We start from the raw sequence: 14914 nt of genomic DNA on the forward strand, positions 1-14914 counted from the left end.
CCCCCGGTTCGGCGCGATCGCTAGCCGGCGTGGCCGAACGGCGCCGACCCCTGGGCGGGACGGGTGGCCAGGCGGGTCACGACCTCAGGGCCCGCCGCCGTCTCCGCGACCGCCTCGCGCAGGCGGCCGGCCACGTCGAGCCGCTGGACGCGGGTGACCTCGCGTACGGTGGCGGCGCACAGCAGGGCGGCCACCACCGCCGCACTCAACTCCAGCACCCCCACCCCGGTCAGCCCGTCGGACGAGGAGTCGAGCGGCAGGCGGACCGTGACCAGCATCAGCATGGCCAGCCAGCTCAGCCACCACGCCGCCAGCAGCGCGAGCCACCGCCCGCGCCGCCCGGCGGGCGGCTTGGCCCGCCGCCACACGTCGTGGACCAGCAGCGCGGGCGCGACCAGGTTGACGACGGGGATCAGCCAGGCGGCCGCGACCGGCCCGGTGGGGGTGGAACGGTCCTTCACCTGGCGGGCACGCACCAGCCAGGTCACGTACGCCGCCGCGGCCGCGACGGAGGTGCCCGCGACCAGCATCATCAGCACCGCGAACGTCGTCACCGCCCCCACGACCGCCTCCGCCTGCGCCCCTTGGGGGCGGCCGCCGAACGAGGCGAGCTGAAGGGCGAGCTGACGGCCGCGGGAACGCTCGAAGACCACGAGGGCGCCCAGGGAGAGGACCTGCGCGGCAAGCGTCACGTATACGGCGGAAGCGGCTCTGGTAGGCGGTGCCTGGGCGTAGCGCACGATGTTCTCCCCCCGGGCCATGCGCTGAGGTTCTGATTCACTTGTATCCCGCGAGCACCGCTGTTAATCAGCTCACCACGCCGGATTCCCACGCCCAAGCTGCGATTCCCACTCGATTTCGGACACCGAGCTTGGCCTGGATGCTGCCGAGATGCGTCTTCACCGTCGACAGCGACACGAACAGCTCGGCGGCCACCTCCTGATTGGTACGCCCCCTGGCCACCAGGCGCACGACGTCCAGCTCGCGGTCGGTCAACGGGCCGTTCGGCGGCTCGGCCACCCGCTTGGGCTGCGTCAGGTGCTGCAACAGCCGTACGGTGACCGACGGCGAGACCAGCGCGTCCCCTCCCGCGGCGGCCCTGACCGCCTCGATGAGCAGGGTGGGCCCGCTGTCCTTGAGCAGGAAACCGGTGGCCCCGGAACGCAGCGCGCCGTAGACGTACTCGTCGAGGTCGAAGGTGGTGACGATGACCACCCGCATCGGGTTCTCCACGCCCGGCCCGGCCAGCACGCGGGTCACCTCCAGCCCGTCGAGCTTGGGCATCCTGATGTCGAGCAGGCAGACGTCCGGCCGCAGCCGCCTGGCCTCGGCCACGGCCTCGGCGCCGTCGGCCACGGCGGCCACGACCTCCATGTCCGGTTGAGCGTCCAAGATCATTTGAAAGCCGGTGCGTACCAGCTGCTGGTCGTCGGCGATGAGAACCCGAATAGTCACCTCACAACTCTAAGGATCAGCCGTTCGGCCGAGGCCGAAATGGACGCACGGCCGATCCGCCGGAACCTCCTCGACCGCGAGGGTGGAGCCCATGAACGACGTGCTTGTTGGACGAGCCCTTGCCAAGCGGTTCGGGCAGACGGTCGCCCTGGGCGGCGTGGACATCGCGGTACGGGCGGGAGAGGCCGTGGCCATCATGGGCCCGAGCGGTTCCGGCAAGTCGACCCTGCTCCACTGCCTGGCCGGGATCATGAAGCCGGACGACGGCGAGGTCCACCTGCTGGGCCAGCGCATCGACGCGATGGGCGAGCGCAAGCGCAGTGCCCTGCGCCGCACCCGCTTCGGCTTCGTCTTCCAGTTCGGCCAGCTCCTGCCCGAGCTGCCCGCGGAGGAGAACGTGGCACTCCCGCTCATGCTGGGCGGCCTGCCGCGCGCCCAGGCCGTGCAGCGGGCGCGCGAGTGGTTCCCGCTGCTCGGCCTGCACCAGATGGAGACCAGGCGGCCCGGCGAGCTGTCCGGCGGCCAGGCCCAGCGTGTGGCCATCGCCAGGGCGCTGGTGAGCAAGCCCGCCGTGGTCTTCGCCGACGAGCCGACCGGCGCCCTGGACCAGCAGACCGGACAGGACACGATGCGCCTGCTCACCGAGGCCACCAGGCACAACGGGGCCTGCCTGATCGTCGTCACGCACGACCCCAACGTGGCCGCCTGGTGCGACCGTACGGTCGAGGTCCGCGACGGCCGCCTGCTCGCCCACGGGGTGACCGCGTGAACCTCGACCTGACCTGGCGGCTGCTCAAGGGCGGCGGACGCAAGGGCATGCTGGGCACCTGGCTCACCTTCGGCGCGGTCGCCGTGGCCACGGCGCTGTTGTTGTTCGCCGTGGCCGCCAACGTCGCCTTCGACGCCAGGGCCGACCGGAGCGCCTGGCGCAACCCGGTGGCGGCGCAGAAGGACGCGGTGGCCGTCGAGGCCACCCGCTTCGACTTCGTGGGCGACCAGGCGATCACCGTGGTCGACCTGGCCGCGCTCAAGCCGGGGGTGCCCGCGCCGCCCGGAATGCCGCGCTTCCCCGCCCCCGGCGAGGCGTGGTTGTCGCCCGCCCTGTCCGAGCTGGCCGCGCGGCTGCCCGCCGACCGGCTCGCCCGGCGCTACCCGGCCCCGAAGGGCGTGCTCGGCCAGGAGGCGCTGCTCCATCCCGAGGAACTGGTGGCGGTCGTCGGCCACGCGCCGGACGCGCCGGAGATCACCGCCGCGCGCAGCGACGACTGGATCCTCGGCAAGCCGCCGGTCAAGGTCGCGACCCTGGCGGGCACGCCGAGCGAGGACGCCGAGGCGTACCGGGTGCTCGCGCTGATCGCCAGCGTGCTCATGGTGGTGCCGCTGCTGGTGTTCGGCGGCGCGGCGGCCAGGCTCACGGTCGCCCGGCGCGACCAGCGGCTGGCCGCGCTCAGGCTGATCGGCGCGACGCCGGGCCAGGTGCTCGGCATGACGGTGGCCGAGGCCGTGATCGTGGCCTTCGCCGGGGCCCTGGCCGGGGCCGTCGCGTTCGGGGCAGCCGTGCCGCTGCTGGCGCGCATCCCGATCCAGGGCGGCACCTGGTTCGTCGCGGACCTGTTCCCGAACCTGCTGATCCTGGCCGGCGTGCTGGTCGCGGTGCCGCTGCTGGTGGGGTTGTCGGCGGTGGCCGGGCTGCGCCGCGTCGTGGTCAGCCCGCTCGGTGTGGCCAAGCGGGAGACGCCGCCCGGCATGCGGTTCGTCCGCGTCCTCGCCCTGATCGCGGTGCTGGCCGCATTCCCGCTGCTCACCAGGGGGACCAGCGTGGCGATCGTGGCCGTCGCGCTCGGGCTGGCGTTCCTGTGCCTGAACCTGGCCGGCCCATGGGTGGTCGGGATCATCGGCCGGATCGCGGCCGGGACCGCGCGCCGGCCCGCGCGGCTGCTGGCCGCCCGCCGCCTGGTGGACGACCCCCGCTCGGCCTGGCGCACGGTGAGCGGCGTGGCCCTGACCGGCTTCGTGGCCGGCTTCCTCGGCCTGCTCAGCCCGGGGGCGTTCGGCGGGGACACCGGGCCCGCCCAGCTCAGCGTCGCGGCGCCGGCGGGCGAGACGACTCAGGTGGCCGACCAGGCCCGCGACCGGCTCAAGCGGGCGGGCGTCACGGCCACGGTGAAGAGCTCCGGGCGGACCGTGGTCGCGGCGCTCGGCAGCGGCGCCGACGACGCCGTCGTCGACCGGGCGCGGACCGCGCTGACCGGGCTCGTGCCGGGGCACACCCCGACGACGAAGGTCGACGAGCAGCGCTTCGGCCTCCAGATCTTCGCCGACGTGCGCGTGGGCACGATCGTGGTGTTGTCGGTGTCGTTCCTGGTGGCGATCGCCAGTGCCGGGATCACCGCGGCGTCGTCGGTGCTGGACCGGCGGCAGACGTACGCGCTGCTGCGACTGGCGGGCACGCCTCTGGAGGTGCTGGACCGGGCCCGGCGGGCCGAGACGCTGATCCCGATGGCCGTGATGGGCGGCGGGGCGATCCTGGTGGGCGCGTTCTGCGCGGTGCCGTTCATGATCGGCGGGATCAGCACGACCGGGGTGGTCACGCTGGTGGTCTGCGTGGTCGCCGGCTTCGCGGGCGTGATCGGGGCGGGCGCGCTGAGCAGGCCGCTGCTGCGCTCGGTGACCGCCGACCCGGCCCCGCGGCCGGACTGACCGCCGGCCCGGCGCGGCCGCTCAGCCGAGTACGAGGTCGCGGATCGTGCGCAGTGACTGCTCGTCGCGCGGCCCCATGACCAGCAGGCTGGTGACCGGGCTCTTGTGCCACAGGTCGAGCCGTTCCCTGATCCGGCCGGGCGGGCCGACGAGCGAGATGCCGTCGGCCAGCTCGTCGGGGATCGCCTTGAACGCCTCGTCCTTGCGGCCGGCCAGGTAGAGGGCCTGGATGTGCTCGGCGGACTCGGCGAAGCCCATGCGGCCGATGATGTCGGCGTGGAAGTTGCGCTGCTTGGCGCCCATGCCGCCGATGTAGAGCGTGAGCATCATCTTGACGCCGTCGAGCGCGGCCTGGACGTCGTCGGAGATGACGACCATCACCATGGCGGCGATCTCGAAGCCGGGGCTCCTGGCCGCCAGCGCGTCGCCGTACATCTCCTCGATCTTGCCGGGGAACGCGAACAGCGGCAGCCAGCCCTGCGCGACCTCGGCGGCCAGAGCGACGTTCTTCGGGCCCTCCGCGCCCAGGTAGACGGGGATGTCGGGGCGCAACGGGCGGGTGATGAGCTTGAGCGGCTTGCCCAGGCCGCCGGGCAGGGGGAGCGGGTAGTGCTCGCCGTCGCCGGTCACCGGCTCCTCGCGGCGCCACACGCGGCGCATGATCTCGACGTACTCGCGGGTCCTGGCCAAGGGCCTGGCGAACGGTTGCCCGTACCAGCCCTCCACGACCTGCGGGCCGGAGGCGCCGATGCCGAGCAGCAGGCGGCCGCCGGTCAGGTGGTCGAGCGTCATCGCGGTCATCGCGGTCGTGACCGGCGGGCGGGCCGAGATCTGCGCCACCGACGTGCCCAGCTTGATCCGGCTCGTACGCGCCCCGTACCAGGCCAGCGGCGTGAACACGTCGCTGCCGTACGCCTCCGCGGTCCACACCGAGTCGTAGCCGAGGCGTTCGGCGGCGAGGACCGTCTCCGTGGCGTCGTCGGCGTGGCGCTGCCAGTAGCCGAGGTTCAGACCGAGCTTCATAACCTACCTCCGGAATAAAGTTCCATTACCGAAGCCGCAGTGTCAATGTGTGATCCTCCGGGGAGATCAGACATTGTGCTCAAGAGTCTCTGCCGTCTCTTCTGCCTGCTGCTCCTGCTGTCGCCGGCGGCCGAGCCGACGATGGCCGTGAGCGCCGCGCGGCCGAACATCGTGTTCGTGATGGCCGACGACCTGGAGAGCGGCACGCTCCCGTACTTTCCCACCATCACCTCCGAGCTGGTCGGCAAGGGCATGTCCTTCGACCGTTTCTTCGTGACCAACTCCTGGTGCTGCCCGTCGCGCACGTCGATCCTGCGTTCCCAGTACGTCCACAGCCATGGCGTCCTGACCAACACCGCCCCCGAAGGGGGATTCGACCGCTTCCATTCGCTCGATCTGGAACGTTCCACGGTCGGCACCTGGATGCAGCAGGCCGGCTACCGCACGGCGCTCATGGGCAAGTTCCTCAACCACTACCCGGGCGCGACCGCCGACGCGGCGTACGTGCCGCCCGGCTGGAACGAGTGGGACGTCCCCGTCCGCAAGCTCTACGAGGAGTACGGCTACCGCCTCAACGAGAACGGCGACCTGTACGACTACGGCTGGGGTGAGCAGGACTACCTGTCCGACGTGCTGGCCGCCAAGGCACGCGACTTCATCACCGGCACGGACGAACCGTTCTTCCTCTACCTGACCCCCATCGGCCCGCACAACCCGTCCAACCCGGCCATCCGGCACGTCACCGACCTGCCCGAGGTCCTCGCGCCGCGCACGCCGTCGTTCAACCAGCCCGACGTGAGCAAGGAGCCGCTGTGGCTGCGCTCCCTGCCCTTGATGACCCCGGAGGACGTCGGCCGGGTCGACGAACGCCATCGACGGAGGCTGCGGTCGATGCTGGGCGTGGACGACCTGGTCCGCTCGGTCGTCGACGCGCTGCGCGACTCCGGCAAGCTCGACAACACCTACATCGTCTTCACCTCCGACAACGGCTTCCATCTCGGCACACACCGGCTCACCCAGGGCAAGACGACGCCGTTCGAGGAGGCGATCAAGGTGCCGTTCGTGGTGCGCGGGCCGGGGATCCGGCCCGGCTCCACGATCGGGCAGCTTGGGGCCACCGTGGACATCGCGCCGACGATCGCCGAGCTGGGCGGGGCCGTCGTGCCGGACTTCGCCGAAGGGCGCTCGCTGGTGTCGCTGCTGCACGGCAAGCCGCCCGCCCAGTGGCGCAAGAACGTGCTGGTCGAGTTCAACAGGCCGCTCAACCGGTCGTCGGGGGCCCAGACGCCGGTGCCCGCCTACCAGGCGCTGCGCACCGAGCGCTACACCTACGTCAAGTACGACACGGGGGAGAGGCAGCTCTACGACCTGACCGTCGATCCGTACCAGCTCGACAACCTCGCGGCCACCGCCGCCCCCGCGCTGCTGCTCGGCCTGGACGCCCGGCTGGAGGCGATGCGGGCCTGCTCCGGCGGCGGCTGCCGAGAGGCCGACGCGCGTCAGTGACCGGGGAACAGGGCGGGGTAGGCGTGCGCCAGGTGGTCGGCGACCGCCCGCTGGGCCTCCTCCGGGTCGCCCGCCTCGATGGCCGCGAGGATGCGCTCGTGGTCGGCACGCAGCACGGACCGGTCGCCGAGGCGTTCGACCGCCTCTATGGCGTTCCTGCGCATCGCGTCCCGCAGTGAGCGCATGATGGCGGCGATGAGCCGGTTGCCCGAGGCGTCCGCGATCGCGCAGTGGAAGGCCGTGTCGTGCTCCACGAACTCCTCGGCCGAGCCCGCCCGGTCCATGCCCTCGATGGCGGCGGACAGCGCCGAGGTGCCGGCCCGGGTCGCCGCCGCGTGCGCGGCCGACCAGCGTTCGATCATCAGCCGGGCGTCGACGACCTCGCGCGCCTCCAGGGTGGCCAGGCCCAGGTTGAGCCTGAGCAGGTCGGTCAGCGCGGTGTCGGGCCGCGAGGTCAGTACGGCGCCCGCGTCGGGCCCCCGTCCCGCCTGCGAGGACACCACGCCCAGGGTCTCCAGGACGCGCAGCGCCTCGCGTACCGAGGAGCGGCCGACGCCCAGTTGCTCGGCGAGCTGGCGTTCGCCCGGCAGCCGGTCGCCCACGGTCAGGCCGTCCTCGGCGATGCGCCGTTCGATCTGGGCGAGCACGTCCTCGAACGCCCGCGTACGTTTCACCGATGCCTCCCCGGTACTGGCCTCGAACTATGAGGTTGGGTATGGTCTGACCATACAGTGGTCGGACCATTCATTGGGAGAGTCGTGCGAGTCGCCCTGTTCATCACGTGCGTGAACGACACGCTCTTCCCAGGCACCGGCAAGGCGGTCGTGTCGCTGCTGCGCCGGCTGGGCTGCGACGTGGACTTCCCCGCCGCCCAGACGTGCTGCGGGCAGATGCACGTCAACACCGGCTATCGGGCGGAGGGCGTACGCCTGGCCAGGCGGTTCACCGAGGTGTTCGCCGGTTACGACGCCGTCGTCGCGCCGTCCGGGTCGTGCGCGGCCATGGTGCGCGAGCAGTACCCGAAGCTGGTGCGGCCGGGCAGCAGGGGCGCGGCGGCCGTGGCCGAGGTCGTCCCCAAGGTGTACGAGCTGAGCGAGTTCCTGCTCGACGTCCTGAAAGTCGACGACGTTGGCGCATATTTCCCGCACCGGGTGACATATCACCCGACGTGTCATTCGTTGCGCGGGCTGCACCTGGGTGACCGGCCCACCCGGCTGCTGCGGAAGGTCCGAGGTCTGGAGCTGGTGCCGTTGCCCGGCGCGGAGGAGTGTTGCGGCTTCGGGGGCACGTTCGCGGTCAAGAACCCGGCCGTCTCCGCCGCCATGGGGGCCGACAAGGCGCGCGGCATCCTGGACACCGGCGCCGAGGTGATCTGCGCGGCCGACAACTCGTGCCTGATGCACATCGGCGGCACGCTGAGCCGCCAGAAGACGGGAGTCAGGACCATGCACCTGGCGGAGATCCTCGCAGCCACGGAGGAGACCCCATGAGCGCGACATTCCTCGGCATGCCCGGAAATTTCCCGCAAAATGCGGCGAAGGCCGTGCAAGACTCGCAACTCCGCTTCAACCTCCGGAAAGCCACGCACACCATCCGGGGCAAGCGCGCCGGCGTCGTCGGCGAACTGCCCGACTGGGCCGAGCTGCGCGAGGCCGGCAAGGCCATCAAGGATCACACCCTCCGCCACCTCGACCGCTACCTGATCCAGCTTGAGGAGGCCGTCCGGCGGGCGGGCGGCACCGTCCACTGGGCCAGGGACGCCGACGAGGCCAACCGCATCGTCGGCGACCTGGTCGCGGCCACCGGCGAGACCGAGGTGGTCAAGGTCAAGTCGATGGCCACCCAGGAGATCGGGCTCAACGAGGCACTGGCCCGGCGCGGGATCACCGCGTACGAGACGGACCTGGCCGAGCTGATCGTGCAGCTCGGGGACGACTTCCCCAGCCACATCCTGGTCCCCGCGATCCACCGCAACAGGTCCGAGATCCGCGAGATCTTCCTCGACCGCATGCCAGGCGTACCCGCCGACCTGACCGACGAGCCGCGTGCCCTGGCCGAGGCCGCCCGGCTCCACCTGCGCGAACGTTTCCTGCGGAGCAAGGTCGCCGTCTCCGGCGCGAACTTCATGATCGCCGAGACCGGCACGCTGGTCGTGCTGGAGTCGGAGGGCAACGGCCGGATGTGCCTGACCCTCCCCGAGACGCTCATCAGCGTCGTCGGCATCGAGAAGCTCCTGCCGTCCTGGCGGGATCTGGAGGTCTTCCTCCAGCTTCTACCGCGCAGCTCCACAGGTGAGCGGATGAATCCGTACACCAGCACGTGGACCGGCGCCACCGAGGGCCAGGACTTCCACCTGGTGCTGCTCGACAACGGCCGTACCGACGTGCTCGCCGACGAGGTCGGCCGCCAGGCCCTGCGTTGCATCCGCTGCTCGGCCTGCCTGAACGTGTGCCCGGTCTACGAACGCGCGGGCGGCCACGCGTACGGGTCGGTCTACCCCGGGCCGATCGGGGCCATCCTCACGCCGCAGCTCAGGGGCATGTCCTCGGACCTGGACGCCTCGCTGCCGTTCGCCTCCAGCCTTTGCGGGGCCTGCCTGGAGGTCTGCCCGGTGGCCATCGACATCCCCGAGGTGCTGGTGGACCTGCGGGCGAAGGCGCCGCACGCGGCCGCCGAACGCGTGGGCATGAAGGCCGCCGGCTGGGTGCTGGGCGACCAGGCCAGGCTCGCCAGGGCGCAGCGGCTGGCCGGCAAGCTGCGCCGGCTGGTGCCCAAACGGCTTCCCGGCCCGTTGTCGGCCTGGACCGACACCCGCGACGTGCCGGACATCCCGGAAGAATCCTTCAGAGACTGGTGGGAGCGTAACGATGGGCGCGCGTGAGGAGATCCTGGCCAGGGTCCGGGCGGCGGTCGCGGGTGCGCCCGAGGTGGAGATCGTCCGCGACTACCGCACCGGCGGGGACGTGGACGACGTGGTGGAGCTGTTCGCCGAACGGGTGCGCGACTACCGGGCCGTCGTGCACGTGATCCCGGACGCCGAGGTGCCCGCCAGGCTCGCCGAACTGGCCGCGGGCCGCCGGATGCTCGTCCCGGACGGCTTCGCCTGGGCGGACACGACCCAGGACGGCTTCGTCCCGGCGTCCGGCACGGCCCCGCGGCAGGCGGCCGACCGGCGCTGGGACACCCTGGACGCCGCCGACGGCGTGATCACCGGCTGCGCCGTGGCCATCGCCGAGACCGGCACGATCGTCCTCGACCACGGCCCCGGCCAGGGCGCCAGGGCCCAGACGCTGGTCCCCGACCACCACGTGTGCGTGGTGCGCGCCGATCAGATCGTCGCGGGCGTCCCCGAGGCGGTGGGCAGGCTCGACCCCGCCCGCCCGCTCACCTGGATCAGCGGCCCGTCGGCGACCAGCGACATCGAGCTGAACCGGGTCGAAGGCGTGCACGGCCCCAGAACGCTCGAAGTGATCATCAGTACCTGAGCACGGCCGCCACGTCGCGCACGTCGTCGGTGAACCACACCTCGGCGTCCGTCATGGCGGCGGCCCTGACCACGGCCGAGTCCGCGCGCTCCTCGACGGGCTCCTCGACGCCCCAGCGCCGCAGCTCGGCCCGGTCGGTGGAGAGCTGGGTGCCGCCGTCGCCGGTCCACATGTTCCGGTCGAGCGGGCCGGGCATGAGCACCGCGTGCACCCGGCCCTCCCGCAGGGCGTGCGCGACCTGCGACAGGCCCACCGGGCCCGACGACTCCTGGTGGCGTTCGAGCAGTTCGGCGCGGCGGCGTTCGAGCCAGTCGTCCAGGGCGCGTTCCACGTCCTCCTCGAACTGCCCGTGGTCGGAGCGGCTGCCGTGCTCGACCATCATCACCCGGTCCGCGGACTTGGTGCTGAGATGTTGCAGCAGGTACGAGCGCGACTTCGGCTCCCCGGCCACGATGATCAGCTCCGCGCCGATCCTGCGGACCTGCTCGTCGATCTCGTGGGCGACGGCGACCGCGTTCTTCTCCCACGTCTCCTCGGCGCCCCGCTCGTACCGCTTCTGCGACCAGCCGCCCTGGGCGGTCTTCTGCAGCGGCCAGTCCGCCGCCTCCACGGTGGTCGTGCGCGGCGCGCCGCCGCCGAACACCGACAGCTCGGCCCCGGCGTGGTCCACGATGACCCGCAGGTGCGGCACGTTCTCGCCGCGCTGCATGAGCAGCGGCGTGACGTGCGGCAGCGGCGACACGGTCGCCAGCTCGTACGGCGGCCGCGCCAGCGGCTCGGCCAGCACTACGTCCCCGTGCGTGGCGAACAGCGCCTGGCCCGGCGCGGGCCGGTTGGCGGCCACCTCCAGGGCGTCGATGGTGGCGGCGTCGGTCCCGTCGAGCTGGTCACGCACGCTGTGCCAGTGGGTCTCCCGCTGCGGCTCGGTGAGCGCGCCCAGGTACACCGAGGCGTACGGGCCGCGGCGCTCGTACAGCGGCCGGATGAAGTCGAGACGCACAGGTCACCACCTCCTCTTCTCCACGCCGAGCCCCAGGGCCTTGGCCACATCGGCGATGTTCACAAAACGGCGGTCGGGAAGGGATCGCACCATGTCGGCCACCTCGTCCGGCGCGGCCACGTCCTCGGCGTGCTGCACCAGATCGTCCTTGGACGCCGGCCAGGAGGTGTCGCTGAGCCAGCGGGCGAGGTCGCTGCGGATGTCGACGCCGCGCCGGGTGATGCCTTCGGGGGTTCCGGGCTCGTGCCCTGGGGGGTACGACTGCAATGACTCCTCGCCGGGCCAGGGCATGGACTCGGTCTCTTTCCACTCCTCGGCGTGCGTGCTGCCGCCGCCGCGGACCATGCCCTCGGTCTCGTGCTTCTGCTGATCGTCCAGGCGTGGACCGTGCTTGTCGCTCCCACGTTCCATAGTTCCCTCACTCCCTCTCAGGTCGGCCCCTACCCCCGCTTTCGAGGGCAAACATCGTGAGTGTGTAGGGTGCGCACGTGTTCGATCCCGATGCGCGCATCGCCGCCGGACGGCTCACGCTGCGGCCGTTCGGCCCCCATGACGCCGATCGCGTACGGTCCGTGGTCGAGTCGGGAAACCGCTTCCTCCCGCCGGGCGCGCCCGTCCACGCCTCCGGCGTCGGCCAGTGGCTCTCGCACGGCGTGCACGAGCTGTACCGCTCCCAGCAGGGACTCCACCTGGCCATGACCGACGCCGGCGACCGCATCGTGGGCGCCATCAGCCTGTTCAGGACGTCGTGGAACGCCGGCACCACCGAGGTCGGCTACGGCGTGCACCCGGCCTACCGGGGCCGCGGCTACGCGACCGAGGCCGTACGCGCCCTCACGGCCTGGGTGTTCGCCACCACCGGCCTGCGCCGGATCGACCTGACGGCCAACCTGGACAACCCGGCCTCCCTGCGCGTCGCCTTCAAAGCGGGCTTCACCTGGGAAGGCGTGCTGCGCGCCGCAGTGCTGGAGGAGGACGGCCCGCACGACCTGGTCGTACTCGGCCTGCTGCGCGAGGACTCCGGCGAACCCGCCCCCGCCCTGCCGAGGACCGAGCTGCGTACGCCCCGGCTGCTGCTCAGGCCGCCCGCGCCCGCTGACGTCCCCGACCTGGCCGCCACCGGCGCCGACCCCCTCACCCAGGCCAGGACCGGCGTGCCCCGCGACTACACCGAGAACGACGCCCGCGCCTTCATCGACATCTCCGAACGTATGCGGATGAGAGGCGCGGGCATCGCGTTCGCCGCGGAGGAGTTCACCACCACCCGTTTCGTGGCCAACGTGGACCTCAGGGACCTCGACTGGCGCAACCGTACGGCCGAGGTCGGCTACATGACCGCCCCCTGGGCCCGCGGCCAGGGGTACGCGGGCGAGGCCGTGACCGCGATCGCGCGCTGGCTGTTCGAACGCCAGGGCTTCCGCCGGCTCCAACTGCGGGCCGCGGTGTCGAACCCGGCCTCCCAGCGCGTGGCCGAGAAGGCCGGCTTCACCCGCGAGGGCGTGGCCCGCGCCGTGCTCGGCGGCGAGGACCTGGTCGTCTACAGCCTCATCGCGTCCGACCTGGCCTGAGGGCACAGCGGACTGGCCGTCGCGGACCATGGTCAAACCCGCCGTGAACCGTCACCCTGGTGATGAGGACGGTGAGCATTGATGATCACGGTTGTCGGCTGGGACGGCGTCGAGCTGCCGGCCAGGGCCGCGGACAGGCTGCACGAGGCCGAGCTCGTCGTGGGCCCGGCCGCCATTCTCGGCCGGCTCAGGATCGACGGGCGCGCCGCCAACGACGGCGACGTGCTCCAGGCACTCGACGGCCATCTCGAACCCGGCCGGGGCCCGGCCGTCGTGGTCGCCGAGGGCGATCCCGGCTTCTTCGGAGTCGTCCGCGAGTTGCGGGCGCGCGGCCTCCAGCCGGACGTGCTCCCGGCCACCTCGCTGATCACCCGCGCCTTCGCCTGCGCCGGGCTCAACTGGGAGGACGCCCTCGTCGTCGCCCCCACCGGCCCCGCCCAGCTCGCCCGCGTGGTGAACGCCTGCCGCGCCCACCCCAAGGTCGCGCTGCTCGTCGCGCCCGGCGTCGGCCCCGCCGAGATCGCCAGGGAGCTGGCCCCCACCACGCCGCGCGCCCTCATCGTCTGCGAGGACCTCGGCGGCCCCGACCAGCGCGTCACGCACAGCCGCATGGGCGAGGCCACCACCCGGCCGTGGAAGGACCCCGACGTGGTCCTCGTCATCGACCCTCTGCACCGGCCCGGACAGCCGGGCTGGGTGGCCGGGGCGCAGCCGGGCCCGCGGGAGTGGGCGCTGCCGTCCGCGACCGGGCTGCCGGCCGAGGCGCGGGCGTTCATCCTGGCCAAGCTCGGCCCCCGGCTCGGCGACCTGGTCTGGGACGTCGGCGCGGGCGAGGGCCAGATCGCCGTCGAGTGCGCCAGGATGGGCGCGGCCGTCGTGGCCGTCGAACGCGACGAGTCCGCCTGCGCCCGCCTGCGTACCAACGTCCTGGCCCACGGCGTCAAAGTGGCTCTGACCAGGGGACAGGCGCCGCCCGCGCTCGAACCGCTGCCCGACCCCGACGCCGTCTTCGTGGGCGGCGGCGGCACCGACGTGGTCGTGGCCTGCGCCGCCCGCCGCCCCCGCGCCCTGGTGTGCGCGCTCAGCACGGTCGAGCAGGTCGCCGCCGTGCTCGACCTGTTGCGCGAGCACGGCTACCGCGGCGAGGGCACGCTGATCCAGGCGTCCGGGCTGACGCTCAACGCCGACGGTTCCCACCGCCTGACCGCCCGCGACCCCGTCTTCGTCGTGCACGCCGGTCCCGTGCACGCAGCGTGACCTGTCCCCCACGGGCACGCATCGGTTATCCTCGCGTGACTTTGTCTACGCACCGGAGAATCCCTCAATGAAGCCGCCGCTCCTGCTGATCGGGCAGGGCTCGAACGATGACGCCTACGCCGCGGAGTTCGGCAGGTTCGTACACCGGCTGCGCTGCCGCCTCGACCAGACGGCCGTGGACGTCTCCGGCGGCTACCTCGAACGCTCCACTCCGCGGCTGAGCGACTCCGTGTCGTCCCTGATGGCCAGGGGCCACCACCGCCTCGTCGCGCTGCCGCTCAGCCTCAGCAGGGTGGGGGAGGAGTTCCCCGCCGCGATGGCGCTCGAACAGCAGCGCCACCCCACCCTCATGTACGACTACGGCCGCCCCCTCGGCCCCGACCCGCGTGTGCTGGCGCTGCTGGCCGACCGGCTCGCCGAGGCCGCCGCCGAGATGTCCAGGCCGCGGCCGCTGGAGCTGGTCGGCGCCCGTCCCCGGCTGCGCGCCGTCGACGCGCCGGCCGCCGACGACGTCCTTGGGCACGTCGAACCGGGCGAGACGGCGGTCGTGCTGGTCGGCGAGGGCTCGACCGACGCCGCCGCCAACGCCGAGGTCCACCGGGTGTCGCGGCTGTTCTGGGAGACGCACGCCTACGACTACATGACCGTCGAGACCGCGTTCGTCTCGGTGACACCGCCCGGCGTGCCGGGTGGGCTCGAACGTTGCCGCCGGCTGGGCGCCAAGCGCGTGATCGTGGTGCCGTACCTGCTGTTCGCCGGCGGGCTGCTGGAACGCGTGTGGGCGCAGGCGCTGGCCTACGGCGCGGGCCACCCCGACCTCGACATCCGCTGCGCCGAGGTGATCGGCGACTGCGAGGCGCTGGCCGACGTCGTGATCGACCGGTACGAGGAAGCGCTCCAGCTCGTTCACTAAGTGGAGG

General features: G+C 72.3%; 15 protein-coding genes. 9 read left to right on the forward strand and 6 right to left on the reverse strand.

The annotated features are described in order from the left end of the window. Positions 1-20 precede the first annotated feature (20 nt). Both IEZ27_RS24230 and IEZ27_RS24235 read right to left on the reverse strand, forming a co-directional pair. The gene (locus tag IEZ27_RS24230) at positions 21-692 is read right to left on the reverse strand and encodes a DUF4328 domain-containing protein (RefSeq protein ID WP_229824279.1); all 672 of its coding nucleotides are present in this window, start codon (positions 690-692) and stop codon (positions 21-23) included. Positions 693-807: 115 nt separating this feature from the next. Next, positions 808-1455 carry a response regulator gene (locus IEZ27_RS24235; protein ID WP_125636341.1) on the reverse strand — a complete coding sequence of 216 codons (648 nt, stop codon included), beginning with the start codon at positions 1453-1455 and terminating at the stop codon, positions 808-810. Positions 1456-1546: 91 nt separating this feature from the next. On the opposite strand from IEZ27_RS24235, the gene IEZ27_RS24240 reads away from it, so the two are divergent. Together IEZ27_RS24240 and IEZ27_RS24245 are read left to right on the forward strand one after the other, a co-directional pair. Next, complete coding sequence (locus IEZ27_RS24240) at positions 1547-2224, forward strand: ABC transporter ATP-binding protein (protein WP_189649336.1); 678 nt, start codon at positions 1547-1549, stop codon at positions 2222-2224. After that, positions 2221-4155, forward strand: coding sequence for an FtsX-like permease family protein (locus tag IEZ27_RS24245; RefSeq protein ID WP_189649337.1), 1935 nt, complete (start codon positions 2221-2223; stop codon positions 4153-4155). The genes IEZ27_RS24240 and IEZ27_RS24245 overlap by 4 nt, the downstream gene beginning before the upstream one ends. Before the next feature lie 21 nt (positions 4156-4176). Here the strand turns inward: IEZ27_RS24245 and IEZ27_RS24250 are convergent, their stop codons facing one another. Then, complete coding sequence (locus IEZ27_RS24250) at positions 4177-5178, reverse strand: LLM class F420-dependent oxidoreductase (protein ID WP_189649338.1); 1002 nt, start codon at positions 5176-5178, stop codon at positions 4177-4179. Between the two features lie 75 nt (positions 5179-5253). Between IEZ27_RS24250 and IEZ27_RS24255 the strand changes: the two genes are divergently transcribed. Continuing rightward, a complete protein-coding gene (locus IEZ27_RS24255) occupies positions 5254-6684 on the forward strand; it encodes a sulfatase family protein (RefSeq protein WP_229824280.1) in 1431 nt (476 codons plus the stop codon). On the opposite strand, the gene IEZ27_RS24260 is transcribed toward IEZ27_RS24255, so the two are convergent. Then, on the reverse strand, positions 6678-7358 hold the full coding sequence (locus tag IEZ27_RS24260) for a FadR/GntR family transcriptional regulator (RefSeq protein ID WP_189649339.1): 681 nt from the start codon (positions 7356-7358) through the stop codon (positions 6678-6680). The genes IEZ27_RS24255 and IEZ27_RS24260 overlap by 7 nt on opposite strands. A gap of 84 nt (positions 7359-7442) precedes the next feature. On the opposite strand from IEZ27_RS24260, the gene IEZ27_RS24265 reads away from it, so the two are divergent. From IEZ27_RS24265 to IEZ27_RS24275, 3 genes are read left to right on the forward strand one after another with little or no spacing between them, the layout of a single operon-like run. Beyond that, a complete protein-coding gene (locus tag IEZ27_RS24265; protein WP_125636346.1) occupies positions 7443-8174 on the forward strand; it encodes a (Fe-S)-binding protein in 732 nt (243 codons plus the stop codon). Beyond that, on the forward strand, positions 8171-9565 hold the full coding sequence (locus IEZ27_RS24270) for a lactate utilization protein B (protein ID WP_189649340.1): 1395 nt from the start codon (positions 8171-8173) through the stop codon (positions 9563-9565). The genes IEZ27_RS24265 and IEZ27_RS24270 overlap by 4 nt, the downstream gene beginning before the upstream one ends. Then, positions 9552-10169 carry a LutC/YkgG family protein gene (locus IEZ27_RS24275; RefSeq protein WP_189649341.1) on the forward strand — a complete coding sequence of 206 codons (618 nt, stop codon included), beginning with the start codon at positions 9552-9554 and terminating at the stop codon, positions 10167-10169. The genes IEZ27_RS24270 and IEZ27_RS24275 overlap by 14 nt, the downstream gene beginning before the upstream one ends. Here IEZ27_RS24275 and IEZ27_RS24280 read toward each other — a convergent pair. Together IEZ27_RS24280 and IEZ27_RS24285 are read right to left on the reverse strand one after the other, a co-directional pair. After that, positions 10159-11169 carry a baeRF2 domain-containing protein gene (locus IEZ27_RS24280; protein WP_189649342.1) on the reverse strand — a complete coding sequence of 337 codons (1011 nt, stop codon included), beginning with the start codon at positions 11167-11169 and terminating at the stop codon, positions 10159-10161. The genes IEZ27_RS24275 and IEZ27_RS24280 overlap by 11 nt on opposite strands. 3 nt (positions 11170-11172) lie before the next feature. Then, complete coding sequence (locus tag IEZ27_RS24285) at positions 11173-11580, reverse strand: DUF2795 domain-containing protein (RefSeq protein ID WP_189649343.1); 408 nt, start codon at positions 11578-11580, stop codon at positions 11173-11175. A 77-nt stretch (positions 11581-11657) separates the two neighbouring features. Between IEZ27_RS24285 and IEZ27_RS24290 the strand changes: the two genes are divergently transcribed. The 3 genes from IEZ27_RS24290 to IEZ27_RS24300 all read left to right on the forward strand — a co-directional run bounded on the left by IEZ27_RS24290 (position 11658) and on the right by IEZ27_RS24300 (position 14907). Next, complete coding sequence (locus tag IEZ27_RS24290) at positions 11658-12737, forward strand: GNAT family N-acetyltransferase (RefSeq protein ID WP_189649344.1); 1080 nt, start codon at positions 11658-11660, stop codon at positions 12735-12737. Between the two features lie 81 nt (positions 12738-12818). After that, positions 12819-13994, forward strand: a complete 1176-nt coding sequence (locus IEZ27_RS24295) for a bifunctional cobalt-precorrin-7 (C(5))-methyltransferase/cobalt-precorrin-6B (C(15))-methyltransferase (RefSeq protein ID WP_189649345.1) — start codon at positions 12819-12821, stop codon at positions 13992-13994. 67 nt (positions 13995-14061) lie between these two features. After that, positions 14062-14907, forward strand: coding sequence for a sirohydrochlorin chelatase (locus IEZ27_RS24300; protein ID WP_189649346.1), 846 nt, complete (start codon positions 14062-14064; stop codon positions 14905-14907). Positions 14908-14914 lie beyond the last annotated feature (7 nt).

The sequence above is a fragment of the Nonomuraea spiralis genome (assembly GCF_014648435.1).
Classification (GTDB): domain Bacteria; phylum Actinomycetota; class Actinomycetes; order Streptosporangiales; family Streptosporangiaceae; genus Nonomuraea; species Nonomuraea spiralis.

Coding starts and splice junctions, on each gene's coding strand:
- IEZ27_RS24270 (WP_189649340.1), top strand. CDS start 8,171: ATGAGCGCGACATTCCTCGGCATGCCCGGAAATTTCCCGCAAAATGCG.
- IEZ27_RS24295 (WP_189649345.1), top strand. CDS start 12,819: ATGATCACGGTTGTCGGCTGGGACGGCGTCGAGCTGCCGGCCAGGGCC.
- IEZ27_RS24300 (WP_189649346.1), top strand. CDS start 14,062: ATGAAGCCGCCGCTCCTGCTGATCGGGCAGGGCTCGAACGATGACGCC.
- IEZ27_RS24275 (WP_189649341.1), top strand. CDS start 9,552: ATGGGCGCGCGTGAGGAGATCCTGGCCAGGGTCCGGGCGGCGGTCGCG.
- IEZ27_RS24240 (WP_189649336.1), top strand. CDS start 1,547: ATGAACGACGTGCTTGTTGGACGAGCCCTTGCCAAGCGGTTCGGGCAG.
- IEZ27_RS24285 (WP_189649343.1), bottom strand. CDS start 11,580: ATGGAACGTGGGAGCGACAAGCACGGTCCACGCCTGGACGATCAGCAG.
- IEZ27_RS24250 (WP_189649338.1), bottom strand. CDS start 5,178: ATGAAGCTCGGTCTGAACCTCGGCTACTGGCAGCGCCACGCCGACGAC.